Origin of the sequence: Arthrobacter sp. StoSoilA2 (genome assembly GCF_019977195.1) — a bacterium.
Lineage (GTDB): Bacteria > Actinomycetota > Actinomycetes > Actinomycetales > Micrococcaceae > Arthrobacter.
The window spans coordinates 2107215-2132905 of record NZ_AP024643.1; the positions used below are offsets into that span (position 1 = coordinate 2107215).

Sequence of the window (25691 nt, forward strand, 5' to 3'; positions counted from 1 at the left end):
ATCAAGCGCCGGCCGGCGAGGATTCGTTTGGCCGGAGCTCACGGAGATTGCGGCGCGTAAGCTTGCCGCTTGATGTCGTTGGTAGCGTATCAACGAAATGAATTGCCCGCGGCACTTTGTACGCTGCGAGTCGTCCCCTTGCGAAGTCAAGAAGTTGCTGGGCATCACCCCTGTGACCTGGGGCGAGAACGATGTAGGCGTGTGCTACTTCGCCCTTGATCGCATCGGGTACGCTGCCGACCGCGACCAGACCCACGGAGTCGTGTTCGATCATGACGCGCTCGATCTCGGCAGGGTAGACGTTGTAGCCGCCGGTGAGGATCATATCCTTCAGCCGGTCGATCACGAAGAAGTGACCGACCGCGTTGCGGGTGGCAACGTCCCCTGTATGCAGCCAGCCGTCGGCGTCGATCGCCTCGGCGGTGGCTTTGGGATTGTTGAAGTATCCCTGCATGAGAAGAGGTCCCCTGATCATCAGTTCGCCCGCCTGCCCGTCCGGCACCGTCACACTTGGATCCTCCAGGTTCGCAACCCTTAGCTCCGTGCCGGGCAGCGCTACCCCGATCGAGCCTCGCTCATTGGGTGCGTAAAGTGCGTGTGTGGTACCTAGTCCTGCGATTTCCGTCATCCCCCACAACTCGATCAGAGGAGCGCCGCTCAATGCTTCCCAGGTATCGATCACCGCGGTGGATATGGTCTGTCCTCCGACCGTGCAGCGGGTCAGTGAACTGAGGTCGGCTGCAGGGAGCTCGGGTGTAGTCAGGAACATCGCGTACACCGTCGGAACACCCTCAAACATGGTGGCGTTCCACGTGCCGATGAGCCGTAGCGCCTCGGCAGCATCGAAGCGTTCCATGAGCACGACGGTACCGCCGGCCAGCAAGGTCGCATTGATGGCGACATTGCCATAGACATGCGGGCAGGGCAGAGCAGTGACGACTGTGTCGGCGCTTGAGCGTACGTGCATCGAAGCCGTGTATGAACAGTTCAGCAAGAGGGAACGCTGAGACTGCATGGCGCCCTTGGGATGGCCGGTGGTGCCGGAGGTATAAGCAATGCAGGCAAGGCTCTCAGGGTCGACCGTAGCCTGTTCGAAATGCTTTGCAGGTTGTTCGATTAGTTCGTGAAAACTTGCCGCGTTGTCGTTTTCGCCGTCGAAGGACAGCACCAGTCCCAGAGACGGGATTGAGTCCGGCAGATCGCCGAGCGACAGAAGACGGTCTCCCGAGGCTACCAGCGCACTGACGCCGGCGTCCCTCATGATGAATGCCACCTCCGAGCGCGTCAGCATCACGCTGACCGGGTTGACAACAGCCCCCGCTTTGAGGATTGCGTGGTAGGACACCACCCATTCCCAGCGATTCTCCGAGAACAGCATTACCCGGTCTCCCGCGGCAACTCCGCCATCACGCAGGGCGGCCGCCAGATTGGTCGATGCTGTATCGAGTTCCCGGAAAGAGAGCTCCCTGGTCTTAGTGACTAGCGCGAGCTTGTCCGGAAACCGGAGAGCGAGCGCCGGAAGAAGGTCCGCGAGGCCGTTCATCGGGCACGGCTCTCGGTAGTGTTGAAGAGCGGTTCGAGGTCCATCACAACTCCTTTGTTGGTGTGTACTGTATGGGCTGTGGCCGATTCGTTCCCCTGCAATGGAAGGGGGCCGGTGTATACAAGTTCTGAGTGGTTCCAGGAAGCGGCCTGGCTTTTCATGAAGGAATAGAAGAACTCGCCGGCCGGAGTGATTTCGATGAACTCCTCGAGCGCACCGAGCGGCTCCGTGCCGCCCACCATGAGTATTCGGGCGCCGCGGGGAGTTTCTCCGCTGAACAGCACTTCCCGTCCTGCTTTGTGGAGCGCTTGGACTGTGGCATCAAAGTCGCGTGCCGCGAATCCAAAGTGGTGCAGTCCATACCCACGCTCGGCGGCCCATTCTGCAAAGATCGACCGGGAACCGGGCTGAGGGCAGACGAGTTCGTACATCATTTCTCCTGCATAGCCCAGGGCGATGCGCGCACCGAGAGGCGTCGGTTTGCCCCTATACACAAAATGCTCCGGCTGATCAGAAGGTTCGGGCCCCAGGAACCACGGTCCAGCGCCAAAGGTTGAGGAGAAGAAGGTCATCGCCTCGGCTAAATCTTTCACGACGAAGCACAGTTGAATGAGTTCGCGCCCGCGCTCATCGGGCGGGACGTTCGGAATGGGGGGCAGCTGACTAGACATGTTTCTTCCTTCTTTGATGATCGCTGCAACTACGGGGACAGGGGAATGTTCAAGCCGCCTGAAACCCATATCGGCTGGCCGGTGAGATAAGGCAACCGCCCGGATGCGAGCGTGGCGATAGCCTGGCCCACGTCGCTGGGCTGGCCCCAGCGAGGCACCGGAACCCGGCCTGATGTGATCCACTGGTCAAGAGCCGGTGCGCCCGCAGAGGCTGTCATTGCTGTCTCTATGAACCCGGGCCGGACTTCGTGTACGAAGATGTTCTCGCTGGCAAGGCGCACCGCGAAGAGCTTCGACATCATCGACAACGCAGCCTTCGAAATGCAATATTGCGCGCGCTCGAGGGAGGCAAGTTCTGCCGAGATGGACGTAACTACAATGATGGAGCGATAGTTGCCGGCGTCCGGCACGGAGATCATCCGGTTAGCGATTGCCTGGGTTAGGAAAAAGGTCCCGCGCAGATTAATTTGCATCACGCGGTCGAAGGCCTCGGCAGTCAGGTCGAGAACATCGGTGAGGGGTCGCGCGGCGATACCGGCTTTGTCCACGAGGCAGTCGACTCGGCCGAACGCTTGCCAGATCACGTCGACCAGTTCCTTGAACGAGTCGATGTCGGAAATATCTGCCTGCACATAGGCGGTCGCCGCTCCGGCTTTACTCAGCCGATGCCGGAGGTCCGTCACGCCATCATCGTCAGGCTGCAGGTCGATGATCACCAGGTCAAAACCTTCGACGGCCAATGCCTGGGCGGCTGCGAGTCCCAGGCCCTGTCGTCCTCCGGTCACGACCGCAACGGGGCGATCCTGAGAGTGTCGCTTGTGGTTTTCAGGATGTTGGCGCGCATCCTGTTCAGACATCACGGAGGTCCGTTCCTTTAGTCTCGGGGTCTGCATGCAGGTCCACCGGGCAGGGGGCGCCCGGGGTTTGGCCCACAGATTGCGAGTAAATCGTTGGAAGCCGGTCGAACCTTACGGAGTTCACTGTCGGCCTTCCCTGATATGGCGGTGCGGGAGCAGCGGTATGTCCTGAAAGTTTGATGCAGGTGGCGCCTCCCCGGCCGTCTGTGGCTGTTGCGGTATACGGTCATTCGAAGTACCGGCGCGGATTCGCAACCAGCATCAGGTCGATATCGGATGCGGGGACTCCCTTTGTCAGTAGCGCCGGGATCACGTCCTCACTGATGTGTCGGTAGTTCCAGTTAGGGACGAGCTGTTGCTTGAGCTGAGGGTCGAAGAAGTCGATGAAGCATGATGCATCGTGCGAAAGGACGATGTTATTCACGTAGCCGCGGTTGATTAATTCGACAACAGTGTCGACGCGGTCTTCGAATGACAGGAAACTATCGAGGCCGAACCGGTCCATCCCAAGGAGAGACCCGGAGTCTGCGAGACGGGTGAGGTACTCGATATCTTTTGAATCGCCTGAATGGCCGATGATGACTTTGGAGAGGTCTACGCCTTCTTCCCTCAATACGCGCTGCGCAATCAAGCCGGATCGGGTGGAGGCGTTCGTATGAACGGTGATTGGCGCGCCCGTTTGAACGCCGGCCCGCGCTGTTGCCCGCATGACTCTTTCCACGCCAGGGGTGAGCCCCTGCTCATCGATGGCACATTTGAGGAATGCTGCACGAACTCCTGTGTCCGCGATCCCGTCGGTAATGTCTCGGACAAAGAGCTCTGTGAGCGGTTCAGGTACATCAAACAGAAGGCCCGGTCCGGTGTAGTGAAACTGCATGGGCACTTCGTTGAAGGTGTAGAGACCTGTCGCAACAATGATGTTCAGTTCTACCTGCTGGGCGATTGTTTTGATCCGAGGCAGGTAACGTCCAAGACCGAGGACTGTGGGGTCCATGATGGTGTCGATGCCGAGGCCTTTAAGTTCGGTGAGGTCAGCAACGGCCTTGGCGATCATCGCGTTTTCGTCCCAGTCCCGCTGGTAGTTCTCACGGTATTCTTCCCCGAGGACGAAGATGTGTTCATGCACGAGTGTGCGTCCGAGGGAGGAGGTGTCTGCCTCACCTGCGGCGGTCGAAATTCTAGCCATGGTTTTCCTTATTCAGAAGCCTGGTATTTCGTGGTGAGGATGTTCTGTTTCATGCCTGCACCACAAGGGAATGTTGTTGCGTGCTGGGCAGTCGGCGTTAGCGGGTGACGCTTCGCCGTCGGGCGAGGACCCCGACGCCGACGCCGACGATGAGCAGCACACCTTGAAACAGGTACTGGAGGGAGGTGTCTGAGCCCGCGATGGACATGGCGTTGAAGGCCACGCCGACGGTGAGCACTCCGATGAGGGTGCCGACAATGTGGAACTTGCCGTCCCTTAGAACTGCGGACCCGAAGAATGCCGCCGCAAATGCGCTCAGGAGGAAACCATCGCCGGCATTGGTGGAGCCGCCGCCTGTTCGTGATGCGAGGTAAAAGCCGGCAATTGCACAACTGACAGAAGCAATGACAAAGACGAAGAGCCGGATCCCCTTGACTCGGATACCGGAGAGCCGGGCCGCCTCCGCATTTCCACCGACAGCCTGGATTGCATGCCCGACAGGGGTTCTGTTGAGGACAATCCAAAGCGCAACGCCGACGCCGACCATCAGGTATATCGGGATCGGTAGACCGAGAAAGCGGCCCAGGGAGAGCCCGACGAAGGCGGTGGGGTCGCTGAGATTGATCGGTATCCCTTTGGTGTAGGCAAAGTTTAACCCAACTACGATCGTCCCTACGCCCAAGGTGGCGACCAGGGAATTGATCTTGAAGTGTGCGACAAGAACGCCGTTCAAGAGGCCGATAGTCGCAATTGCCGCGACCGTGATCAGGAATGCGAGCGGGATGCCGAGCCCCTGTTTCTGCATGAGTCCAACGCAGAGAACGCCGGCAAGACTGGTCTGGTATCCGATGCTGAGATCGAATTCTCCGGCTGCGAGAACGACTGTCAGCCCCATGGCGACAATGGCCGGAAGCGCGATCTGGTCCAGCACATTGATCGCGTTACTCCATGTCGCGAACGCAGGCAGCGTCAACGAGAACGCGATGATAAGGACGATCAGGAGCGCGATCGCGCCGTATCTTGCAAAAATTTGCCATATATCGAGTTTGGTCACGGCAAACTCTTTGTTCGATGTTGTGGCGGTGGTCATGTCATTCCTCCGGGCTGTAGCAAAGTGTTGTTAGGGTATCGACGGTGGCTTTTTCGCCGTCGACGACGGTCACTATTCGACCTTCACGCATGACGGCCACGCGGTCGCAGATCTCGAGTTCTTCGAAGTCACTTGAAATCATCAGGACGGACGTTCCGTTTTGAGTGAGGACGCGGACTAGTTCGTAAATCTCAGCCCGGGCTCCGACGTCGACGCCAACGGTCGGTTCGTCGAGGATGAGAAGGCGGGGCCTGGTGCGCAGGAATCTTGCGAGGATTACTTTTTGCTGGTTTCCGCCGCTCAGGTGGGCTACGTTCTGGCGGGTGGAGGAGCTTTTGATCGACAGGTCCTGTGTATATGTGTTCGCCGCATCGCGGGCCCGGGAAGCGCTAAGAATCGGAAGCCAGGGCACCAGTCTGTTCTCGTCGAGGGTTGCGAGATTAATGTTGAAGTCGATGGATTCCTCGAGAAAGAGCGCCTCGGACCGTCGCTCTTCAGGAACGAGCACAACCCCTTGCTGGATGGAGTGGCGAGGTGATCGAGGCGAGTATGGATGCCCGTCCAGCTCCATATTTCCCCCGGAAATCCCGTCAGCTCCCGCGATTGCGCGAGCCAGCTCTGTCCGGCCGGAACCAACAAGCCCGGCGAGACCGAGGATCTCGCCCTGACGAATCTCCAGGGAGGCACCCGCAACCCGGCTTCCAACCTTAAGGTCGTGAAGCGCGAGGACAGGCACGGACACGTCCTCTGGAGCGGCCGACGGACGTCGGAAGGTGTGCATAGCGAGCACCTCGCGGCCGACGATGGATTCAGTAAGCTCGGCGCGGTTCACATCCCCCTTCTCGTGTCTGCCAACGACACTTCCGTTGCGGAAGACCGTTATCTCGTCCGATAGCGCGAGCACTTCATCCAGTCGATGCGAGATATAGAGGACTGCGACTCCGCTGCCGGTCAGCGCGTGGATAACCTCATACAGTTTTTCTGCCTCGGCGGCCGTGAACGATGCGGTGGGTTCGTCCATTGCGATAACCCTGGCGTCCCGCATCAGCGAACGTCCCAGCGAGACCATCCACCGATCGCTGACAGAGAGTTGGCTAACGTCGGTGTCCATCGGAAGACGGGCCCCGAAGCGGTCCAGCACTTCGGTCGCCCGCCGACGTACGGAGGACCAGCGAACGAGCCCCGCAGTCGTCGGCAAGGAATAACCCATCGCCATGTTCTGCAGGACGGTGAAGCCCGGTACAAGATTGAGCTCCTGGTGGATAAAGCTGAGGCCGAGACTTGTGGACACTGACGGTGAATCAATGGAAACCACGTCGCCATCAATTTGAATCTCACCGGCGTCAGGATGCACAAGGCCTGCGAGGATTTTGACGAAGGTGGACTTTCCCGCGCCATTCGCGCCAACAAGTGCATGCACAGTGCCAGCCTGCAGTTCCAGGCTTGCTCCGCTTAGTGCGGGCACACCTGCATAACTTTTCGCAATTCCCCTCGCCGCGATGACGGGGAGCGTAGCAGGGACGCCACGCGCGGTTCTAAGTGCAAGTTCCATTTCAACCTTTTCATTCAGCAGGGCCCATACTCCGCAAGCCTTCATCGTTGGGTGCAAGTCGACGATCACCGGTTCAAAACCCGTGCTGGGAACGCCCGAACTGCATGGGGGTCCGGCCTCTCCAATGCGCGTGGGTCTGCACCGCGACGGGCATACCTTCCGGTGCTGCAATCGCCGTGCTCGGAGTTCGCCCCAGATCGGGGACATTCGATTTCCTGGCCCCGGCGCCGGGCAGGATGACATCGGTCAGACACTGGATCTGTTGAAGATCCAGCGACGCCGCCAAGATGTGCCGGGGGCTGAGGCGGCGCCGCCGCTCGTGTTTAGTCCTTAAGGGCTTCCGGATGCTGGGACAGGAACGCCTTGATGTTGTCCTTGGTGACCACGGTGAACGGTGCGACTTTATCTATGGTCTTGACGCCGTCGACCCCGTTCTCCAGAGCCTCGGGAATCGCCTCTGCAGCGATTCGTCCCGCCCCGGTTGCGTCAATCCAAACGGTGCTGGTCTGGCTGCCGTCCTGCACTGCCCTCAGATTCACCGCTGGACCGTCAAGGCCGTGAATCGTGACATCTGTGCGGCCCGCCGCTTTCACAGCCGCGATCACTCCTTGTGCAGGCTCATCAAAACAAGACCAGATGACATTCGGTCCCGAGTTGGCCGGGTGTGCCGCCAACCAAGCCTGGGCATATTGCTGGCCGCTCTGTACCTGGCCCGGAATCGTGACCTGTTGGAAAGTTACATCGACGTCCGTGTTTGCTGTCGCCTCCTTCATTGCCTGATCGCGGCCGCCGCATGGTCCGCCCAGGTCGTAGCCGAGCGCGAGCAGGTTGCCTCCCGACTGCAGATCCTTCAGAACTTCCTTAGCGCTGGCCACTCCCTCGGCGTAGCCGAAGTCCCAGGTCGCCTGTACTCCACCCGAGAGTCCTCCGCCCGCCGTCAGGACCGGGATGCCCGCAGCCTTAGCCGACAAGACGCCGGCCGCCATCGCATTGGCCGGGAACACTGTGTAGAAGATGGCATCGACCTTCTTCGCGACAAGGTTCTGAATGGCCGCGATGGCCTTGTCCGGGGCACCCTGCGCGTCGACCAGTGTCGTCTTCCAACCCTTTTTATCGGCGACTTCCTGGAAACCCACCAAAATGTTGTTGCTCGTCGAGTTGGCCTGCGAGAAAGAGACCAACCCGATCGAATACGCGCCATCTTTCGAGGCTTCATTAGCCGGAGAGCTGCTGCTACAGCCGGCGAGGGCCAGGGCACCGGCGACTACCGCGGCTGCCACGAGCTTCTTTCGAGAAAACATCTTTGTTGCCTCCTGTGAGTGTGCAGATTAGCGATGCAGATCACTGCGGCAAGAAAGGCGCCCGTGGCTCGCTAGGTGATCAAGGTATCAAATACTGCAATGCATTTCAATAATTGATCTAATTTCGGTAAGCCGGGATCGACGCAAGCAGCGGAGTTCGCGGCGGAGGTCCGGCTGCTCGCTCAAATCCGGAGGCCCGACAGCATCAGGTCTGGCATGAGTGTGACCCTCCGCGAGGGCGCTGATGCTGGTGGTAAGCGGATCGGAGTCCGCCAGGCTTAAGCCATCGAGAGCGCGTCCGGCTGACGGTTGACAGTCTTCCAGTGTCGTAGGGATCTGTGTGGTCACCGCCTAGAACGCCATAGGACCACACTCTTCGCGGCTCCATGGCCGCCGCCCCGGAAGCCTCAGGGCTCGACCAGTCCTATTCATGGGAGTGTCGAGGCGGGCCAGGCGCATCTTGCTTGCCTGAAAGATTTGCGCTGCGATGAAGGCTTGGGGCGAAGGCGCCGACCCGTCAACCTCCAAATCTCACCAATGCCGGGCTCTCATGGTAATTTCAAACTGTGAAACCTGTTTCGAACTCCTCAAAGCAACCTACCCTTCAAACGGTGGAGCGCTCGCTCTCGTTTCTCGAGTTCGTCGCGTCGAGCCCCGAGCCGCCCACAGTGCAGAGGGTGGCGGATGCGCTGGACCTGAACATCACCACCTGCTATCACCTGCTTCGCACCCTGGTCGCGCGTGGCTACATCAAGCGCCATGACAACCTCACCCTCTCGCTAGGCGAGCAAGTGGGGGTGCTCTTTCGCACTTATCAGCAAAAGATGGACATCGACGAGAGTCTGAAGGGAATGGTGGACACACTGGCGTCGAAGACCTCTGAGACCGCGTACCTTTCGGTGCTGGACGGCAACCGCGTCGTCCTAAAAGTGCTCGTCGAGGGGTCACAGCAACTGCGGGTGAGCGGGCTGTTCGTCGGGCAGTCCGGCAACGAGCATCTTCGCTCATCGGGCAAGGCAGTGCTCGCCCATTTGGACGACGAAGCTCGAGCGGCGATGCTGGCGGACGTTGTCGACGGCATGTCAGCCTCGGAGACGGAATCGCTGCTGGATCGCCTCGGCCACGAGCTCGACCAAACCCGCAAGCGCGGCTGGTCCATGGATGAACAGGGATCGGACATCGGGATCTCAAGCATCGGCGGCCCGATCTTCGATTCCCGAGGGCGAATCTACGGAGCGATTGGGGTCGTGACCCCGACGACACGCATGGAGCGACTGCAGGACCACTACGTTGAGTGCGTGCGGGCTGTAGCAGCTGATGCGACCGCTCTCCTTACCACCGCTCCGACAACCTGATACCGAGTCGTCCCGCCGGCCCGCTCGAGCAATAGAGACCGGGCTATTCATCGTTGGGAGCCGGCGAGCGTCCTCGTGGATGCAAGCTTCGCCGTGCGCGACCCCGCGAAACAGGAGACCATGGTCCCTGCGGCCGGAGGAAGTGGTCGCTGCTCTTCACGGACCGCCTTCGAATTCCTGGTCAGGGGCAGGCGAACTCGCTGGCGATTGCGACCCGCAACATTGTCCCTGTGGTTGCTGCCGGCTGCAAGCACTGGAGCGAGCGAAGCTCACCCCATCGATCTCCCGGCCATCGCTGCCATCCCGGTGGCGGGCTTGCCAACCGGGGTGCTGAACTTCATTCAGGTCATCGATCCCCGTGGAGCGCGGATCGGATGCCGACGCTGGTTCACGGTGGCATTCCGGTCACCGGACCGGCCCCTGTAGCTCATCGATTACTGTCCCATGCCGCCCCCGGATGCTGGATGCCTCAATGGAGCCCGACGGTAAAGCGTCTTTTTGTCGTGTTCGCCCACGTCCGTTGACCGAGCGAATCCGCCGTGGCGTTCGGCGGCCTAAGTGTATTGACCTGAGAGGTTGGTGACGCGGCTGGCCGGTGTCTGACCCTTGAGGGCAGTGTGGGCTCGGTGGTGATTGTAGGCATGGAGCCACTCGGGGAAAGCTGCGACACGCTCGGCCTCGGAGCGGTAGGGCCGGATGTAGGCCCATTCCTCCAGCATCGTGCGGTTGAACCGTTCGACCTTGCCGTTGGTCTGCGGGCGATAGGGGCGGGTGCGTTTGTGCTTGATGTCCGGGCCCAGGGCCTGAGCGAAGGCCTTGGACCGGTAGCAGTTCCCGTTGTCCGTCAGGACCCGCTGGATAGTGATCCCTTGGGCTTGGAACCAGACATTGGCCCGCTGCCAAAAGGCTGCTGCTGTTTCCTTTGTCTCGTCCGCGAGGATTTCGGCGTAGGCCAGGCGGGAGTGGTCATCGACTGCGTTGTGGAGGTAGTGGTAGCCGGGCCGGCGGTTGGACGGCGTCCCGGCTTTGTTTCGGCGTCCGGCGGCCCTGCTCAGAACCCGGTGTCCACCGCCGTCCGGGATCCGGCCGAGTTTCTTGATGTCGACATGGACCAGGTCCCCGGGCCTGTCGTGTTCGTAGCGGCGGATCACCCTTCCGGTGCCGCGGTCGAGCCAGGCCAGCTTCGCCAGCCGGTAACGGGACAGCACGCGGTGCACAGTGGACGGGTGGATGCCCAGCAGATAACCGATCCTGGCAGGCCCCCACCGGCGGTTGACGCGCAGGGCGATGATCCGCCGCTCGATACGCGTTGCCGTCCGCCGTGGAGAAGAATGCGGGCGGCTGGAGCGGTCCTCCATCCCAGCCGGGCCGTGCTCGCGGTAGCGCCGCGCCCACCGCGCGGCGGTCGGAACCGAGACCTGGAACCGTTCCGCGGCCCGGCGCAGACTCCAGCACTGATCAACGACACATTGCGCGAGCCGCAGCCTGCCACGAGGCGTCAGAAGAGCGTTAGGGTGGGACATGAAGACCTCCGTGCGTGGAATTGGACTCTAGACAAGCCCCACTCCACCCGGAGGTCTTCTTCATGTCACCAAACCACGCCGAGCGTCATCAACGTCCGTGGTCAATACACCTAAGCAGCCGGGTTTCAGGCGCGAGGGCGAACTTCAGGGGATCCGCAACTTATCTCCCCATGCGTGCCGCAGGTACCGTATGCAGTTCATTATTTGAAAGGAAAGTCAAATATTGACATTGATGATTTCAGTGACTACTGTCGAATCGCAGCCCCGTCCGGGACTCACAACTACGAATGACAAGGACGTTTTTCGATGACAAACCCCACGCCTGCACCTGTTGTCTGTCTCCACTCGCTCTTTCTCGACCCGCGTATGTTCGACGGCCTCGCCTCAGCTGGCGAGGGGCGTATCGAAGTAATCGCCCCCGAGCTGCTCGGCCAGGTGTCACGGGTGCACGATGTGAGCCAGACGGTGACGATGGACCAGGTGACTGATGACGTCCTCGGGGCGATCGATGAGCTCGGGCTCGAGCGCTTTTCTCTGGTCGGCCAGTCGATGGGCGGTGACGTGGCCATTCGCATCGCTGCCCGCCGCCCCGCGGCGGTCGAGAAGATCGTGCTCCTTGGCTCCTCGGCCCGGGCGCAGTCGCAGGAGGACCTCGGCGAGTTCGCAACGCTTCCGGACAGAATCCAGCGCGAGGGGTTCACACCCGAAATCGTCGACATCGTGATGACCATCATGTTTGGCACCAGCACGCTCGCGGACAGCGACCGTCTCGACATCCGCGAAACATGGCGAAGCAGGATCGCCGAGCTCTCGCCTGATCTTGTGCATGCTGTACGCGGCGTGTTCGAGCGAGAGGGCTGCGTCGATCTGCTGCCGTCGATCAAGGCCCCAGCACTCATCGTGTCCGGCACCGAAGATCTCGGGCGCCCCCCGGCATGGTCCGACGAGCTTTTCGACGGGATTCCGGATGCACGCCTGCTGCGTCACAAGCACGGCCACAGCCCCATCCTCGAGCTGCCCGAGCTGGTCGTTCCGCTGGTGCTGCAGTTCCTGGATCCGCGATGATCGCAACATCCACACCGCCAGCAGTCCCGCTTAGTGACGAGTGGTGGGCGGCACTCGCCGACCGCGTTAATGCCGACCCCCGCTGGCGTCTGGCCTCAAGGTACTTCGACGGGCGCATCCGGTTCGAATGGGAGACCGAGGCCATCGTCTTCGAAGCTCGCGGCGGTCGGATCGTTACGGTCGGCTCTGCGGGTCCGCGCGGCGACACTGTGACCGTCGCGGGCCCGCGATCGGAATGGGAGGCGCTCATCGACGGTCGCACAGACTGGTTCAGGGCGACCACTCCGGGGTTAGGCGAGCTCGTCATCTCAGGCGATGTGGTGACGGCGATGCGCAACTCGAACACCTTCTGGCTACTGTTCGAGGCATTGAGCGAGGCGCCACGCGGCTCGCGGAGTGACGACGCGCCGCGATCTCCCGAACCCCTCGAGATGACGGCGGACATCGTCGGCCGCTACGCAGTAGTCAACGGCATCCGCACCTACTACGAGGAAGCCGGTGACGGGCCCATACTCCTGTGCCTGCACGCAGCTGCCCAGGACACCCTGATGTATCGGCATGTTCTCAACGAACTCTCCGACGAATTCCGGGTGATCGCCTTCGATGCCCCAGGGCATGGCAAGTCATCACCGCCGGCGGAGGGGCTATTCACCAACACCAACCAGCAGGCCGATTTCACCGAGGCGTTCATCCGCACCCTCGGGCTCGAGGCGCCGGCACTGCTCGGTTGCTCATTCGCAGGCAACGAGGTGCTCCTCCTCGCCGCACGCAACCCCGGAGCGTATCCCGCGATCGTCTCGGCCGAAGGCGCCGACTACACACCCCGTTTCCCCGATTTCATACTGGACATGTTCGCCACCGACGGGCACCAGCTGCTAAACGGCTGGGCGCGATCCCTGTCGGGTCAGCGTACTCCCGAAACCCGGCTCAGCGAGGTGGTCTGGCAGATCAGCCGCAGCACCACCGACGTGATGAAGGCCGACCTCACCGCCTACGGCACGTTCGACGAACGAGCAGCGATGGGCAACATCACAGCGCCGGTACTCCTCCTGCGCGGTGAGGACGACTGGCTCGTCACCGACGAGCAGGTCGAGCAGACCCGCTCCCGCATTGCCGGCAGCCAGATCGCACGATTGGCGGGCACCGGACACTATCCGATGATAGAAAACCCCCGCGAATTCAACGAAGTCGTTCGCGTTTTCCTCCGGAAGGTAGACAGGCGGTGACGCCCGCAACGACGATGCTGGAGGCCCGGATAAACCAAGTGGTAGCGGTCAGAGCCGGCAAGGGGCAGGGTTTACGCGATGGGCGACGCTAAGTAGCTCACCCCGTCATCCTCTTGCACGCCCGGTGGCATCTTCTGCCTGTTCCTTACGAGGACTTAGCCGTGAGTTGTCTACTAACCCTTCCAAACAGGCGGTCTTCCGCCATTGCTGGACACAAAGCAGATATCGCATTCCAGCTGAAACTGCATGTATTCCTTGCCACCTTCCGACCGCCCCAGCTCTGCCAACACCACGCGGCCTACAAGGTTCCGTCCCGTCAGCCTCCAAGGAGAAAAATGAATACCAGTGGAGATATCGTCATTGTGGGAGCCGCACGTACACCGCAGGGCAGATTGATGGGCCAACTTGCTCCCTTGTCCGCCGTTGAGCTGGGTGGTTCGGCGATTGCCGGGGCGCTGGACAGGGCGAAGATCCAGCCTGATGCTGTGGAGGCCGTCATCATGGGACACGTCCTCCAGGCTGGGTCGGGACAGAATCCTGCCCGGCAGGCTGCCGTTGCCGGAGGCATCCCGCTGAGCGCTCACGCCGCCACCGTCAACAAGGTTTGCCTGTCCGGACTCACCGCAATCATCGAAGCAAGCCGCCTGCTGCGGCTGGGAGAAGCCACGGTGGTGGTCGCCGGCGGACAGGAATCCATGAGCAACGCCCCGCATCTTCTGCAGGGTTCCCGGGCCGGGCACCTCTACGGTGACGCTGCGCTGACTGACTCCGCCGCCCACGATGGCCTGACCGACGCCTTCCACCAAGAGACCATGGGACTGGCGACAGACCGAGCCAACGATACCCTGGGCATCCTTCGCGCCGATCAGGACAAAGCCGCTGCCGACTCCCATCGGCGTGCCGCGGACGCCCAAGCCGCCGGACTCTTCGACGCCGAGATTGTCCCCGTCAAGGCCCCGCGGCGCCGCGGCGAGGCCGACATCATCGGAACCGATGAGGGCGTGCGTCAGGACAGCACCGAGGAGACGCTCGGAAGGCTCAGGCCAGCCTTCTCTCCGGCCGGCACCGTTACTGCTGGAAACGCTTCCCCGCTGAACGACGGCGCTGCGGCAGTCGTCCTGACTACCCGCAGTTATGCGAAGGCCCATGGCCTCAAGGTCCTGGCCGTCCTAGGTGCTCCCGGGCAGGTGGCTGGTCCGGATACGTCGCTGCCGGACAAGCCCGCCCGCGCCATCGCAAAGGCTCTCAAGACAGCTGGCTGGACTGCAAGGGACCTAGATTTCGTGGAGATCAATGAGGCGTTCGCTTCAGTGGCCCTGCATTCGGCGGCCCAACTCGGCATCAGCATGGATAAAGTCAATGTCAACGGGGGAGCGATTGCCCTTGGCCACCCCATCGGTGCCTCCGGCGCACGCGTTGTCGTCTCGGCCGTTTACGAACTCATGCGCCGTGGCACAGGAAAAGCCGCAGTTGCCCTGTGCGGCGGAGGCGGCCAGGGCGAGGCCCTGCTTCTGTCACGCTGAGTTTCCGGCTGTGCCGACCTGGGGCAAGGCAGCCCATGCATCGCGGGGGAGAGGTTCGCGATCCAGGACAACGCCGTCACCCGGCCGCGACCATTGCACGTATCACTCTACGATGTCGAGCTTGCCGGCGCCTCTACCGGTACTGGTCAATCCCAGCTCTGGCCGCACCAGCAGCGGCCGTCCTGGTGTTCCTGGTTGACGAGGACTCGTTCCTCTCCGAGCAGGATGATGTCTTCGTAGCTGAGCATGGCTCCAGTGCATCATCGGCGGCCCGGCTGCCCATAGGGGAGCCGTGGTGTTTGTGGAAAACGGCTGCGATTGCAGCCCCTGCGGCTGGCGCTGGCGATGGAAGCGTGCCGTCGACTGCGCTGGCGATTTCGGCGTGCCGCTTGTTCTGGTTGTGGCCGCGCGGCCGCCGCAGACGGGTGCGGTAAGTCTGTCCATGCCCATCTGGCGCCCTTTCCGTACGAGAGGAGATGCCAAAGGCGTCAGGCATCTCCTCTCGTTTTCCATCGCGGGAACTGAGCTCGCCAACCAGTGTGTATGTGGTAATCGCACCGAGATGGGCCTGTTTGTGCTGATTTAGCAGGGATCTTTTCTCCTCGTCTATAAGCGTAAAACATGCACCTTACATAGACCCCCGGGGACATGTCCTTAAGTATGCGCGTGATGTGTTCCCTGTAATGACAGGAATTTCCTCCACTCGCACATGGTGCTCATCGCGCCAGCGCTGCCCCCTTAACGTGGGAAGTTGGGTTTGGTTTTCCCGAAGTCTAAGTGTCTATGGGCTCGCTGGGCACCCCTGCAAGCGATGTGAAAGGCCGATCGTACGCGAAAAGTTCATGAACCGCTCCAGCCACTTTTGCCCGGTTTGCCAGCGAAATCGCTAGCTTGAGCGTCAGCGGAGACCGATGAGCATATGGTGATCCAAGGGCGCGCGACCAGTCACGTTGGGGATGCGGACGTGGCCGTGCTCGACTGCTCTTCCCATTGACATTCATATTTTGCCGGCCGAGTGGTTGAGTCAGACTGGAACGAGGCATGATCAGTTTCAACGTCAGTGGTCGCGGCTAATGTCCATAACATTGAACGAATGGAGGAGGTGCCATGGCGCTGAAGACGTCGCTGGCAGGGCGGGTGCGGAACACGACACTGCCGAAAACCCATGCGCTGCTCCCGCTGCACGAGGCGGTCGTCAACGGCATCCAGGCGATCGACGCGCGGTTCCCCGACGATGCCGCTGGCCGAGGGCGTCTCACTGTCCGGATTCACCGGGAGCGGCAGGGCGCGTTCGACCTTAGCGCGGGCTCTCCTGGCCGCGCACCGCTCAAGATCATCACCGGCTTCAGCGTCGAGGACAACGGCATCGGGTTCACGCCCGACAACATGACGTCCTTCGAGACGCTCGACAGCGACTACAAGGCCGGTATGGGTTGCCGCGGCGTGGGCCGGCTGCTCTGGCTGGTGGCGTTCGATCGCGTCGAGGTGCGCAGCGCCTACTACGAGGGTGGGACCCTTGCGGGACGTCAGTTCAGGTTCTCGGTCAGTCAGGACGTCGTGCGCGACGACGCGCCCGACGGACTGACCGATGCGGGCAGCTCTGTGTGTCTGGAAGGCTTCAAAAAGCCGTACCAGCAGAGCGCGGCGAAGACGGTTGAGGCCATCGCGCGCGAAATCTTCGAGCACTGTATCTGGTACTTCCTCCGAGACGGCGGCGCTCCCGACGTGTTCGTGTCTGACGACGATGAGACGTTCTCGCTCAAGGACTTTGTCGAAGAGCTCGGGCACTCCGAGACTGCAGCGTCGTTCGAGGTCAAGGGCCAGACGTTCGAGATGCTCAACCTGCGCCTCAAGACCTCGGCCCGCAACGCGACGCCGCGCCTGCACTGGTGCGCCGCGAACCGGGTCGTCAAAGACGAGAGCATCGCGGGGAAGCTGCCGGGCCTCTACGCGCGCATGAAAGACGGCACCTCAACCGAGTTCACCTACGTCTGCTACCTGTCCTCGACCTACCTCAACGACCACGTCAGGGCCGACCGCACGGACTTCGACCTGCCGGAGCGCATGGCGGGCGACGCCCTGATCGACGAGCCGACGCTCGACGACATCCGTACAGGCGTCCTGCAGGAGGTCTCGAAGGCGCTGACCGAGCCGCTGGCATCGGCGCGGGTCGCGAGCAAGGAGCGGATCCACCAATACGTGAGCACCAAGGGGCCGAAGTACCGCCCGCTCATAAAGCGCATCGAATCAGCCGGGATCGTCGTGGACCCGTCGATGAAGGACACCGACCTCGAAATGGAGCTGCACAAGCATGCCCAGAGGATCGAAACCGATTTACTGGCAGAGGGCCAGGCCGTATTCGCGGATTCGAGCGGCGACAAGCCCGAAGATTACGACGAGCGCCTCGCCAAGTACCTCGTGACAGTGAAGGATTTCAACCAGTCCGACCTGGCGAACTACGTCGCCCGACGACGAACGACCCTCGACATCCTCGCGAAACTCATCGAGTCGGACGGCAACGGCAAGTACGCCCGCGAGGACCGTATCCATGAGCTGCTGTTCCCGATGCGGCAGGACTCGAACGAGGTCGGGGTCGACGCGTCAAACCTGTGGATCCTCGACGAGCGGCTCGTCTTCCACGACTACCTCGCGTCCGACAAGACGTTCAAGAATATGCCCGTCACGGACGATGCCTCGACGAACAGACCAGACATTCTGGCAACCCGCGTGCTCGAGCCGGACTTGCCCGTGCTCGCGTCCGAAGGGCAGAAGCTGCCGCTACAGTCGATCGTCGTCGTCGAGCTCAAGCGACCCATGCGCAATGATGCGACGACGGAGGATAAGAACCCCATCGCACAGTGCCTCGACTACGTCGCGCGCGTCCGTGAGGGCAAGGCGGCGACTGCAACTGGGCGACCGATCCCGTCGAGCGCGCAGGAGCCGCCGGCTTTCTGCTACGTCATCGCCGACCTGACGCCGACGATGGAGCGCATGTGCAAGCTGTCGACCCTGACCAAAACACATGACGGGCTCGGGTACTTCGGCTACATCGAGCCCTACAAGGCCTACGTCGAAGTCATCAGCTTCGACGGTCTCGTCAATGCGGCCACAGAGCGGAACAGGGCGTTCTTCGATAGGCTCGGCCTGCCGTCGAGCTAGGCGACGATCAGCGACATGCTCCTCCGCGTAGCACGGCTGCATGTCCGATGTTGTGGGACCTTCGGGGAGGTGTGCCAGAGCTAGTCAAGTGATGGAGGTCCCGATCGGCTGATCGTCAGGCTGGAGGCGTTGGACGGCAAGTTCGACCCCTGGCGTCCGGCGGAGATCCTGCTCCGCAATCCGGCGAAACTGGAGAAGCTCTCCCAGACAACGCTCCAGTGCCGGGGGTATGTCGTTAACCGAGTATGCGTGACAGTGTGCGAGAGGTGGCTTATGTCGCGGAGGCGTTGGACCTGAGGTCTTGAGCCGGTGGGTAGGTGTCAGCGGTACCAGCCGCGGCGGGTGGGTACTTCTATCCGCGGGATTTCGTGCGGTTTCAGCGGACGTTGGGGAACCGGGCGGATGGTGTAAGGGGTAATGCGGTCCTCCTCGTGCTCCCTCTCGATCATTTCTGCGGTGCCCTTGTCAGTCGTGCGGATGTGGTCCACAGCCCATGTCAGGAGGACGTCGAGGCGATTGACTTCCGCTTCTGCAGCCAAGAGCCGTTCATGGGCCGTCACCGAGCCGTAACCGCACCATTGGCGGAGGATCTCATGAACGGGCTTTTGGCGGCGCAGGTAATAGTCGTATTCAAACTCGGCTGAAGTCGTTAACGGTTCTCGGGTTTCCCAGTTTTCAATTGTTCCGCCCTGTTTGGATTTTTCTCGAGCCAGCGCCGCACGCGGCGATAGGAACACGTCGCCGTCGTGAACCAGCCAGGAAAATCGGGCTTGGAAGGCAGCCACGGTCTGTCCGGTGAGCGCTTCGAAGGCGACGTGATCGTGGACCGTCAACGAATCGTCGCTTGAAGCGACAGACAGCTCGGCGACCTCCGAAGGTACAAGCAGCTCAAGGGCCGCCCAAAGGGCCGACGCCTCATGTTCGTCGATGGCCTCGGCCTTGAGCCGCCTCCAGCCATCCATTGCGGCATCGTACGGGACTACTTCTTCCCACGGTACCTTGAGCCGCGAGCGAGGGACGTTCTCCTCCCTGCCCGGTGGATGGCCGTGCATGTGACGGATGTCGACCCGGAATCTTCGACCCTCCTGGTGCACCGCCACGATGTGCACCCGCTCGGACGGCGCATCGTCACGCAGCCCGTAAGCCCACTCAGCGGTAACCCCGGCCGAATGTTTCTGGACCTCAAGAAGATAGTCCTGGACGCAGATGAGCAGGCAGGGCGACTGCGCACACTGCTAAACGACGGGCTGGAATTTGCTCTTCGGCGGGCCACACTCTTGAACTCTGCGGGCTTCCGGATTTCAGGACACGGCGCGATAGCGGGTGAGTATGAGGGCGACGGCTTCGTCCACGACGGTGGTGTCGGCGGGATCGGGCGGGATGAAGTCAGTCCGCACGAGCTGAGGCCACAGGAGCTGGCCGCAAATCATGCCGAGGAACTGTTCGGCCACTGCGGATGCTGACTGTGTCTGTCCGTCCGCCGAACGGAAGTCGAGTGTGCCAGCCCGCGCTTCAGCGTCCAGGTAATCGCGAAGCCGTTCAAAAAAGGGTCCCCTATCGATAGCGAAGCCGGTGCCGACTATGTCGGCGAGCTCCGGCATCTCAGGAAGTTCGGTGATGACGAGCCGGCACAGTGCTGCGGTGCCGGGCCGCGAAACCAGACAAGCATAGTCACGACCAATATGGTCCAGCCCGTACCGGGGATCACCAGAAGGGGGCGGTGCGGCATACTGCACGTCCAGCTGCCACTGCTCAGAGGTGACGGCCGCGAACAGCGCAGCCTTGGAAGGATACCGTTTAAAGAGGGTCCCGGTGGAGACGCTGGCCTCCCTGGCGATCTGGGCCAGGGAGGTCTTGTCGTACCCCCGGGCAAGGAAGAGGTCGCGGGCGGCGCGAATGATGCGCGCCTGGTTCTCTGCCTTGATCTGCGCGTGATACCCGGCCTGGCACGCATCAACGCCAGTTTCCGCTTGATCACGGTCAGCCACCCTCATACCCATGCTCCTCACCCGTCTCCCAGCCGCATCCTAGCTGTCAGAGGACGGTCTGGCCGCCGTCCAGAATAAGGTCTTGGCCCACAGCGAACGCTGAGACATCGGAGGCCAGGTAGACGACAGCTTCCGCGACCTCTTCCGGCCTGCCCATGCGGCCCAGCGGGATGCCGGAGCTTATCCCCTGCAGTACCGCGGTCTGCTCCGCGGGGTCCTCGATGCCAAGTTTAGAGTACAGAGGGGTGTCCACAGGACCGGGACTGACCGCGTTGAACCGGATGCCGTGAGACCTCAGCAGGTCCGCGTTCCATGACCGCATCAGGGAGCCAACAGCAGCCTTCGTGGCGGCGTAAGCGTTCGACCGACCGTAGCCGCCGTGCGCACTGCTGGATGCGTTGACGATGACCGAGGAGGGGTTGGCCAGCACGTGGACCAGGGCCTGCGTGAGAAAGAAGACGCTCTTGACGTTGATGTCGAAGAGCCGGTTGAAACTGTCCTCCGTGTGGTCCTCGAACGGCCGCCAGTCCGAGACGCCAGCATTCAGGAAGGCCACGTCTAACTCCCCGAAGTGCTCACGCACACGCTCCGCCAGACCGCGCTGCGCATCAAGGTCGCGCGCATCGGCCTGCACTACCGGCACCTTATCTCCGAGGATCTGCCGCGCCCTGTCAATGCTGGCCGGGGTTACGCCCGTGACCAGCACGTCGGCCCCCTCCGCGACAAAACGCTGCGCGGTCGCCAGACCGATCCCACTCGTGCCGCCGGTAATGAGCGCGCGCTTGCCCGCAAGACGATTCATGTTGATTGCTCCCTGCCAAGTATTAGGTAAGTCGATCGACTCACCTCACAGAGTAAATCCCGAATCATCCGCATAGTCAAGTTGATCCACTTACCATCTGGACTGGAGCGCTTCGGTCACGCCCTTGCGGGGCGTGGGTGCTGTGGTGTTCATGAGGTTTAGGCTCGCAGGATGGTGGAGCGGAGGGGCAGAAGGCGAACTTGGTATCCGCTACCCATATCGAAGAGCGTGTTGTTCGACCCCGCTGGAAGCAAGCCAGACAATGCCGGTGTCGGGCATGAGGTCATCAATTACGCCGGTGCGGATTATCGTTCCCTGATGGAGAACTTCGGCCGCAGTACCGATTAGCTCTTCCAGTCCTTGTCGAAGGACACCAAGTCCTGACGTACAGGGATATCAATACGGCAGGTCACGCTATCGCCTCGTCGGCGAGTAAGAGGACCTCATCAATGATGTTGGGCCCAATCTGGGCGTCCGCGTCGGATATGTGGCAAGGGGGGACGACGTGGATCAGGCTGAAGTTCGCGAACGGGATCAGCCCCTTGAGCCTGCAGGTGGCCACTAGCTGGTCCATGACTGTGCTCGACCCACCGTATGATGCCAATGGCTCCCTGGTGCTGCGGTCTTTGCCGAGCTCCAGAGTTTGGCGATCCAGTTCAGCGCGGTGGGATCTTTCTCGCTGGGTTTGATGATGAGGGTGTTGCCTGCGGCGATCGCGACCGGGAAGAACAACTCGAAGTATGCACGCAGGCCAGCAGTGTCTTATGGTCCTCAGGTGGTTCGGCGTATTTGGCGGCTGCCGCAGTTCGGTAGGAGTCCCACCGTGGGAAACGCCTTACGGAGTGTTCGCGGATGTCGAAAATTTTGGGTTCTCCGACTGCGGTACGGATCCATGCAACGCCGAGCGCTGGTGCTGTCTCCTCAACGGCACCTTGCCACTCGACGTTTCCTCGCCGGTCGAAAATCTCTACCAGATCACCCGGGGTCAGTAGTTCCATGAGCTTGACTTCCCCATGGGACAGTTCACTTTGCAACCTGACGTTCCTTTCGTACATGGGGGCCGGTCTCAGCTGGCGTCACGCTGAGGGGGACGGGAACGAGTTCCTGGAGTTCCTCCAGGGTGCAGCCGAAGGTTTCGCGGACGGTGACGCCGTCGGGTCCGGTCAGGAAGATTGCTTTGTCGGTGTAGACGCGGGTCACCCAGCCCACGCCGGTGGCGGGTAGGTGCAGGATTCCACGATCTTGGAGGCGCCGTCGCGGGTCAGGAGGGTCATCATGACGAACACGTTCTTGGCCCCGGTGGCGAGGTCCATCGCGCCGCCGACGGCGGGAATCGCCCCGGGCGCGCCGGTGTGCCAGTTCGCCAGGTCACCGCTGGCGGAGACCTGGAACGCGCCCAGGACGCAGATGTCCAGGTGGCCGCCGCGCATCATCGCGAACGAGTCGGCGTGGTGGAAGTACGAGGCGCCCGGTAGCTCGGTCACGGGGATCTTTCCGGCGTTGACGAGGTCGCCGTCGATCTGGTCACCCGTGGGTTCGGGGCCCATGCCGAGCATGCCGTTCTCCGTGTGGAGGGTGATGTTCTGTTCCCCGGTGAGGTAGTTGGACACCAGCGTGGGCTGGCCGATGCCCAGGTTCACGAAGGATCCCGGGGCGATGTCGCGGGCCACGAGCCGGGCGAGGTCGTCCCGGCTGAGGGGAGTGGCGGAAGTTTGAAGGGACGTGTCGGTGAGGCTCATCTCAGGCCGCCTTTTCTGCCGTGTTGCCGCTGCCGGCAACCTTGACGATGCTGTTGACGTAGATCCCGGGGGTCACGATGTTTTCCGGGTCCAGTCCGCCGGTGGGGACGATGTCGGAGACCTGGACGATGGTGTGTTTCGCGGCGGCGGCCATGATGGGGCCGAAGTTGCGGGCGGTCTTGCGGTAGACGAGGTTGCCTTTCCCGTCCGCCTTGAGTGCCTTGATCAGTGCGACCTCGGCGTGGATGGGGGTTTCGAACACCTGCCACTTGCCGTCTAGGAACCGGGTTTCCTTGCCCTCGGCGAGCATGGTGCCGTACCCGGTGGGGGTGAAGAAGCCGCCGATCCCGGCCCCGGCGGCGCGGATCCGCTCGGCCAGGTTCCCCTGCGGGACGAGTTCGAGTTCGATCTCGCCGGCCTTGTACTTGGCGTCGAAGTGCCAGGAGTCGGGCTGCCGCGGGAAGGAGCAGATCATCTTCTTCACCCGGCCCTCCTTGATCAGCAGGGTCAGGCCCTGGTCGCCCTGGCCGGCGTTGTTGTTCACCACGGTCAGGTCCGTGGCGCCGCACTCGAGCAGCGCGTCGATCAGTTCGAACGGCTGGCCGGCGTTGCCGAACCCGCCGATCATCACGGTGGAACCGTCCTTGATCCCGGCTACGGCCTCCTGGACCGAATCAACAAAGTTCAGCATTACTGGTCCTTTCCAGCAGTCACGTTTTCCAGAACGACGGCCAGGCCCTGGCCCACGCCGATGCAGATCGCGGCAACGCCCCAGCGCTCACCGGAAGCCTGGAGGCTGCGGGGGAGCGTGCCCAGGATCCGGGTGCCGGAGGCACCGAGCGGGTGGCCCATCGCGATGGCCCCGCCGTGCCGGTTCACGATGGCTGGATCGATTCCCTAGGCGTTGATGCACGCCAGGGACTGCGCGGCGAAGGCTTCGTTAAGTTCGACGGCGCCCACCTTGGGCAGCACCCAGGGGGCACGGGACATGGATTCGGCACCGCCCACCAGCACCAGGTCCGCGTCGCCGGCGTTGATCTGGCGCGAGGCGATCATGGCGGCGTCCAGGGACGAACCGCAGAGCCGATTCCCGGTGGTCCCGGGAATGGACACCGGAAGGCCCGCCAGCAGGGTGCCCATGCGGGCAATGTTCCGGTTTTCCTCGCCCGCGCCGTTGGCGAACACCGCCTCGTCGATCCGTTCCGGATCCATGGCCGGGGCGCGCTTCACGGACTCCTTGTTAACGTGCGCGGCCAGGTCATCCGGGCGGATTGCTGCGAGGCCGGAGCCGAACTTGCCGAACGGGGTGCGCACGGCGTCGTACACAAGAGCCTGGTTCATAATGCTCCTTTGAAGGGGGCGTGTCGCAGGGCGGCAGCCCGGCCCCCGACGTCACGGTAGGGCTGGTCGGTAGAGGGACCCATGAAGAGGCTAAGAACTGAGGTCTCGTAGCCTGCCTCCCGGGTATCTCCTTTGAAGCCGTTCGGGTCTAAGTTGATGCTGCTCAAGCAGCGTTTGGTCACCGACACCGGCACGCTGGCCGGTAAGACGGCCTTCACCCGCGGGGTTGTAACCGGGTGCCGCGGTATTTGGACCCGGCTCGCTCATCTTCACTTGCGATGGTGGCGTGGCCATTGGAGTAGTGCGGCGTCGCCGGCCGTGTGCGGGAGCCGCTACCGGTGTTTGGTGACGGTTTCAGTTATCAGTTCGCATGTATTGATTGGTTATCTTCGTATTTGTAATGGAGTCCAATCCAAGGCGAAGCAGTTAACTCAAACTCCCGCGAGAGCCTTGCCAATTGTTCGTCGTCCTTGGTGGTGCCACGCATCGGCTCAGTGGATACTTCATTGCCTTCCGTCCGAGGAGTGAAGCCTCGGCTGTGACTCCCTTGGTGGTATTTAGTTCCATAATCAGAGGTCGAGGCGCCTTCAGCATGCTCATGTTCGATGGACGAGCAGCAACACCTCTTATCAAGACCATGTTTCGTTTGGCCTCCTAGTAACCAGAATGTCTCTGCGTAACCCGGAAGCGGACCGGGCAAGGGGTGCTGCCGTGCAACAGACAAACACTGAAATGAGTGGGACCCAGAACAACGCGTTCCGCGCCCTGGGTTGCCTCAGACCTTCCCCGGGGGCATTAATGCGGTTGGATCCAAGCTGCGTACCTTCGAGATTGTCGAGCAAGACCAGCTGTTGACACCTTTGGATGGCATGGCCAGAGCATTCTGGAGTAAGGGGTTAATGCCACGCCTTTAGGGACGAAGACCGTGTATCGGTTGGCCTCCACGCGCAGGGACGGCAATCGATGTCAATCATCAACTCTGAATGGTGTCATCATGGTTCCCTTCGCTTTGCGTGTTGTTGGTTATCTTGTTTGCACTCCTGCAACTGCACGAGGGTCAGGGGACTGGAGGCCGCTGGCATGGTAGGCGCGCGCCGCCGACGCGTCTGTTATGAAGTCGAAGAGGGAAGCGGCCAGCGAGTCCTCGAGAGCGTTATGTGATAACGCCGCGGAGAACTCGGTGTCGTGCTGGACGGCGTGGGGGAGTGGTCCTATGATCTTCGCCTCGGGGACGAGCATCAGTTCGCTCAATTGATGGATGGCCAGGTCCGACCGCCCGTCGAGGAGTGCGTATGCCGTCGGTCCTTGGTCAACGATTGTGGACCGTGAATCCACCTGCTCCGCTATGCCCAGTTCCCGTAGCAGGCGGGAAAAGTAGACGCCGCTCGGCCCGTTCCGCGAGTATGCGACAGAGCGCGCAGCCAAGAGAGCACTGATGAGCTGGTCAACTGAACCGATATCGGGGCTGCTGGCGTTTGGTGGCACTGCAACCCCAATTCCGGATTTTGCGACGGGCAGGAACGTTGTCAGGTCGAAGTCGTCCTTGGAGGTAGAGGCCTCCAAGGACCCTGTTATTCCTACGAAGATCGCAGGCCGCGCCCCGGCTTCAATCCGCTTCAGAAGCAGACCGGTCGGTTCATAGCGGACATCAACGACTGCTTTAGTCGCCTCTGTGAAGGCGGGAAGGATATGCGCTTCCATAGCGCTTTTCAGGGCCACAGCACAGAACAGCGATAGGGGGACGCCGGAGGCCGCGTCCGGCCCCGACCT

Annotated in this window: 20 protein-coding genes and 3 pseudogenes; 7 read left to right on the plus strand and 16 right to left on the minus strand. The window is 61.7% G+C overall.

Annotated elements, in window-relative coordinates; translation table 11 throughout:
- Nucleotide 1 precedes the first annotated feature (1 nt).
- The 7 genes from LDN82_RS09645 to LDN82_RS09675 form a co-directional block, all read right to left on the minus strand.
- The gene (locus tag LDN82_RS09645) at nucleotides 2-1543 is read right to left on the minus strand and encodes an AMP-binding protein (RefSeq protein ID WP_224167178.1); all 1542 of its coding nucleotides are present in this window, start codon (nucleotides 1541-1543) and stop codon (nucleotides 2-4) included.
- Nucleotides 1540-2214: a VOC family protein gene (locus LDN82_RS09650; RefSeq protein WP_224167179.1), complete on the minus strand. Its 675-nt coding sequence runs from the start codon at nucleotides 2212-2214 to the stop codon at nucleotides 1540-1542. The genes LDN82_RS09645 and LDN82_RS09650 overlap by 4 nt, the downstream gene beginning before the upstream one ends.
- 29 nt (nucleotides 2215-2243) lie before the next feature.
- Nucleotides 2244-3071 carry a 3-ketoacyl-ACP reductase gene (locus LDN82_RS09655; RefSeq protein ID WP_224167180.1) on the minus strand — a complete coding sequence of 276 codons (828 nt, stop codon included), beginning with the start codon at nucleotides 3069-3071 and terminating at the stop codon, nucleotides 2244-2246.
- Nucleotides 3072-3297: 226 nt separating this feature from the next.
- Nucleotides 3298-4257, minus strand: a complete 960-nt coding sequence (locus LDN82_RS09660) for a phosphotriesterase-related protein (protein ID WP_224167181.1) — start codon at nucleotides 4255-4257, stop codon at nucleotides 3298-3300.
- 97 nt (nucleotides 4258-4354) lie between these two features.
- The gene (locus tag LDN82_RS09665) at nucleotides 4355-5347 is read right to left on the minus strand and encodes an ABC transporter permease (RefSeq protein WP_224167182.1); all 993 of its coding nucleotides are present in this window, start codon (nucleotides 5345-5347) and stop codon (nucleotides 4355-4357) included.
- 1 nt (nucleotide 5348) lies between these two features.
- Nucleotides 5349-6899: a sugar ABC transporter ATP-binding protein gene (locus LDN82_RS09670; RefSeq protein WP_224167183.1), complete on the minus strand. Its 1551-nt coding sequence runs from the start codon at nucleotides 6897-6899 to the stop codon at nucleotides 5349-5351.
- A 323-nt stretch (nucleotides 6900-7222) separates the two neighbouring features.
- Nucleotides 7223-8200, minus strand: coding sequence for a sugar ABC transporter substrate-binding protein (locus LDN82_RS09675; protein WP_224167184.1), 978 nt, complete (start codon nucleotides 8198-8200; stop codon nucleotides 7223-7225).
- Nucleotides 8201-8766: 566 nt separating this feature from the next.
- Here LDN82_RS09675 and LDN82_RS09680 point away from each other — a divergent pair.
- Both LDN82_RS09680 and LDN82_RS09685 read left to right on the plus strand, forming a co-directional pair.
- On the plus strand, nucleotides 8767-9555 hold the full coding sequence (locus tag LDN82_RS09680; RefSeq protein ID WP_224167185.1) for an IclR family transcriptional regulator: 789 nt from the start codon (nucleotides 8767-8769) through the stop codon (nucleotides 9553-9555).
- 93 nt (nucleotides 9556-9648) lie between these two features.
- Entirely contained in the window at nucleotides 9649-9981 is a 333-nt protein-coding gene (locus LDN82_RS09685; protein ID WP_224167186.1) for a hypothetical protein, read from the plus strand.
- Between the two features lie 128 nt (nucleotides 9982-10109).
- On the opposite strand, the gene LDN82_RS09690 is transcribed toward LDN82_RS09685, so the two are convergent.
- Entirely contained in the window at nucleotides 10110-11078 is a 969-nt protein-coding gene (locus LDN82_RS09690) for an IS481 family transposase (RefSeq protein WP_224167187.1), read from the minus strand.
- Nucleotides 11079-11384: 306 nt separating this feature from the next.
- On the opposite strand from LDN82_RS09690, the gene LDN82_RS09695 reads away from it, so the two are divergent.
- The 5 genes and pseudogenes from LDN82_RS09695 to LDN82_RS09715 all read left to right on the plus strand — a co-directional run bounded on the left by LDN82_RS09695 (nucleotide 11385) and on the right by LDN82_RS09715 (nucleotide 18051).
- Nucleotides 11385-12143 carry an alpha/beta hydrolase gene (locus LDN82_RS09695; RefSeq protein ID WP_224167188.1) on the plus strand — a complete coding sequence of 253 codons (759 nt, stop codon included), beginning with the start codon at nucleotides 11385-11387 and terminating at the stop codon, nucleotides 12141-12143.
- Nucleotides 12140-13369, plus strand: a complete 1230-nt coding sequence (locus tag LDN82_RS09700) for an alpha/beta fold hydrolase (protein ID WP_224167189.1) — start codon at nucleotides 12140-12142, stop codon at nucleotides 13367-13369. The genes LDN82_RS09695 and LDN82_RS09700 overlap by 4 nt, the downstream gene beginning before the upstream one ends.
- A gap of 335 nt (nucleotides 13370-13704) precedes the next feature.
- Nucleotides 13705-14892 (plus strand): acetyl-CoA C-acetyltransferase, encoded by a 1188-nt coding sequence (locus tag LDN82_RS09705; RefSeq protein WP_224167190.1) that lies wholly within the window; start codon nucleotides 13705-13707, stop codon nucleotides 14890-14892.
- Nucleotides 14893-15629: 737 nt separating this feature from the next.
- Nucleotides 15630-15782 (plus strand): annotated as a pseudogene (locus LDN82_RS09710) (zinc finger domain-containing protein); the annotation flags it as partial.
- Nucleotides 15783-15999: 217 nt separating this feature from the next.
- Nucleotides 16000-18051, plus strand: coding sequence for an ATP-binding protein (locus LDN82_RS09715; protein ID WP_224167191.1), 2052 nt, complete (start codon nucleotides 16000-16002; stop codon nucleotides 18049-18051).
- A 320-nt stretch (nucleotides 18052-18371) separates the two neighbouring features.
- Here LDN82_RS09715 and LDN82_RS09720 read toward each other — a convergent pair whose 3' ends face one another.
- From LDN82_RS09720 to LDN82_RS09755, 8 genes and pseudogenes are all read right to left on the minus strand, one after another.
- Nucleotides 18372-19103: a hypothetical protein gene (locus LDN82_RS09720; protein ID WP_224167192.1), complete on the minus strand. Its 732-nt coding sequence runs from the start codon at nucleotides 19101-19103 to the stop codon at nucleotides 18372-18374.
- Between the two features lie 249 nt (nucleotides 19104-19352).
- Nucleotides 19353-20045: a TetR/AcrR family transcriptional regulator gene (locus LDN82_RS09725; RefSeq protein ID WP_224167193.1), complete on the minus strand. Its 693-nt coding sequence runs from the start codon at nucleotides 20043-20045 to the stop codon at nucleotides 19353-19355.
- 40 nt (nucleotides 20046-20085) lie between these two features.
- Nucleotides 20086-20841, minus strand: coding sequence for an SDR family oxidoreductase (locus LDN82_RS09730; RefSeq protein WP_224167194.1), 756 nt, complete (start codon nucleotides 20839-20841; stop codon nucleotides 20086-20088).
- 409 nt (nucleotides 20842-21250) lie between these two features.
- Nucleotides 21251-21403, minus strand: coding sequence for a hypothetical protein (locus LDN82_RS09735; RefSeq protein ID WP_224167195.1), 153 nt, complete (start codon nucleotides 21401-21403; stop codon nucleotides 21251-21253).
- Nucleotides 21404-21864: 461 nt separating this feature from the next.
- Nucleotides 21865-22580, minus strand: a pseudogene (locus tag LDN82_RS09740) (3-oxoacid CoA-transferase subunit B).
- Nucleotide 22581: 1 nt separating this feature from the next.
- Complete coding sequence (locus LDN82_RS09745) at nucleotides 22582-23271, minus strand: 3-oxoacid CoA-transferase subunit A (protein ID WP_224167196.1); 690 nt, start codon at nucleotides 23269-23271, stop codon at nucleotides 22582-22584.
- Nucleotides 23271-23921: pseudogene (locus LDN82_RS09750) on the minus strand (hypothetical protein). The gene LDN82_RS09745 and the pseudogene LDN82_RS09750 overlap by 1 nt, the downstream one beginning before the upstream one ends.
- Before the next feature lie 1023 nt (nucleotides 23922-24944).
- Complete coding sequence (locus LDN82_RS09755; RefSeq protein ID WP_263422288.1) at nucleotides 24945-25622, minus strand: substrate-binding domain-containing protein; 678 nt, start codon at nucleotides 25620-25622, stop codon at nucleotides 24945-24947.
- Nucleotides 25623-25691: the final 69 nt, after the last annotated feature.

Excerpts from the sequence above, each read along its gene's own strand:
- LDN82_RS09705 (WP_224167190.1), top strand. The coding sequence starts at position 13,705 with ATGAATACCAGTGGAGATATCGTCATTGTGGGAGCCGCACGTACACCG.
- LDN82_RS09665 (WP_224167182.1), bottom strand. The coding sequence starts at position 5,347 with ATGACCACCGCCACAACATCGAACAAAGAGTTTGCCGTGACCAAACTC.
- LDN82_RS09695 (WP_224167188.1), top strand. The coding sequence starts at position 11,385 with ATGACAAACCCCACGCCTGCACCTGTTGTCTGTCTCCACTCGCTCTTT.
- LDN82_RS09745 (WP_224167196.1), bottom strand. The coding sequence starts at position 23,271 with ATGCTGAACTTTGTTGATTCGGTCCAGGAGGCCGTAGCCGGGATCAAG.
- LDN82_RS09725 (WP_224167193.1), bottom strand. The coding sequence starts at position 20,045 with ATGAGGGTGGCTGACCGTGATCAAGCGGAAACTGGCGTTGATGCGTGC.
- LDN82_RS09715 (WP_224167191.1), top strand. The coding sequence starts at position 16,000 with ATGGCGCTGAAGACGTCGCTGGCAGGGCGGGTGCGGAACACGACACTG.
- LDN82_RS09700 (WP_224167189.1), top strand. The coding sequence starts at position 12,140 with ATGATCGCAACATCCACACCGCCAGCAGTCCCGCTTAGTGACGAGTGG.
- LDN82_RS09675 (WP_224167184.1), bottom strand. The coding sequence starts at position 8,200 with ATGTTTTCTCGAAAGAAGCTCGTGGCAGCCGCGGTAGTCGCCGGTGCC.
- LDN82_RS09650 (WP_224167179.1), bottom strand. The coding sequence starts at position 2,214 with ATGTCTAGTCAGCTGCCCCCCATTCCGAACGTCCCGCCCGATGAGCGC.
- LDN82_RS09655 (WP_224167180.1), bottom strand. The coding sequence starts at position 3,071 with ATGTCTGAACAGGATGCGCGCCAACATCCTGAAAACCACAAGCGACAC.
- LDN82_RS09720 (WP_224167192.1), bottom strand. The coding sequence starts at position 19,103 with ATGCACGGCCATCCACCGGGCAGGGAGGAGAACGTCCCTCGCTCGCGG.
- LDN82_RS09730 (WP_224167194.1), bottom strand. The coding sequence starts at position 20,841 with ATGAATCGTCTTGCGGGCAAGCGCGCGCTCATTACCGGCGGCACGAGT.
- LDN82_RS09690 (WP_224167187.1), bottom strand. The coding sequence starts at position 11,078 with ATGTCCCACCCTAACGCTCTTCTGACGCCTCGTGGCAGGCTGCGGCTC.
- LDN82_RS09645 (WP_224167178.1), bottom strand. The coding sequence starts at position 1,543 with ATGAACGGCCTCGCGGACCTTCTTCCGGCGCTCGCTCTCCGGTTTCCG.
- LDN82_RS09670 (WP_224167183.1), bottom strand. The coding sequence starts at position 6,899 with ATGGAACTTGCACTTAGAACCGCGCGTGGCGTCCCTGCTACGCTCCCC.
- LDN82_RS09660 (WP_224167181.1), bottom strand. The coding sequence starts at position 4,257 with ATGGCTAGAATTTCGACCGCCGCAGGTGAGGCAGACACCTCCTCCCTC.
- LDN82_RS09755 (WP_263422288.1), bottom strand. The coding sequence starts at position 25,622 with ATGGAAGCGCATATCCTTCCCGCCTTCACAGAGGCGACTAAAGCAGTC.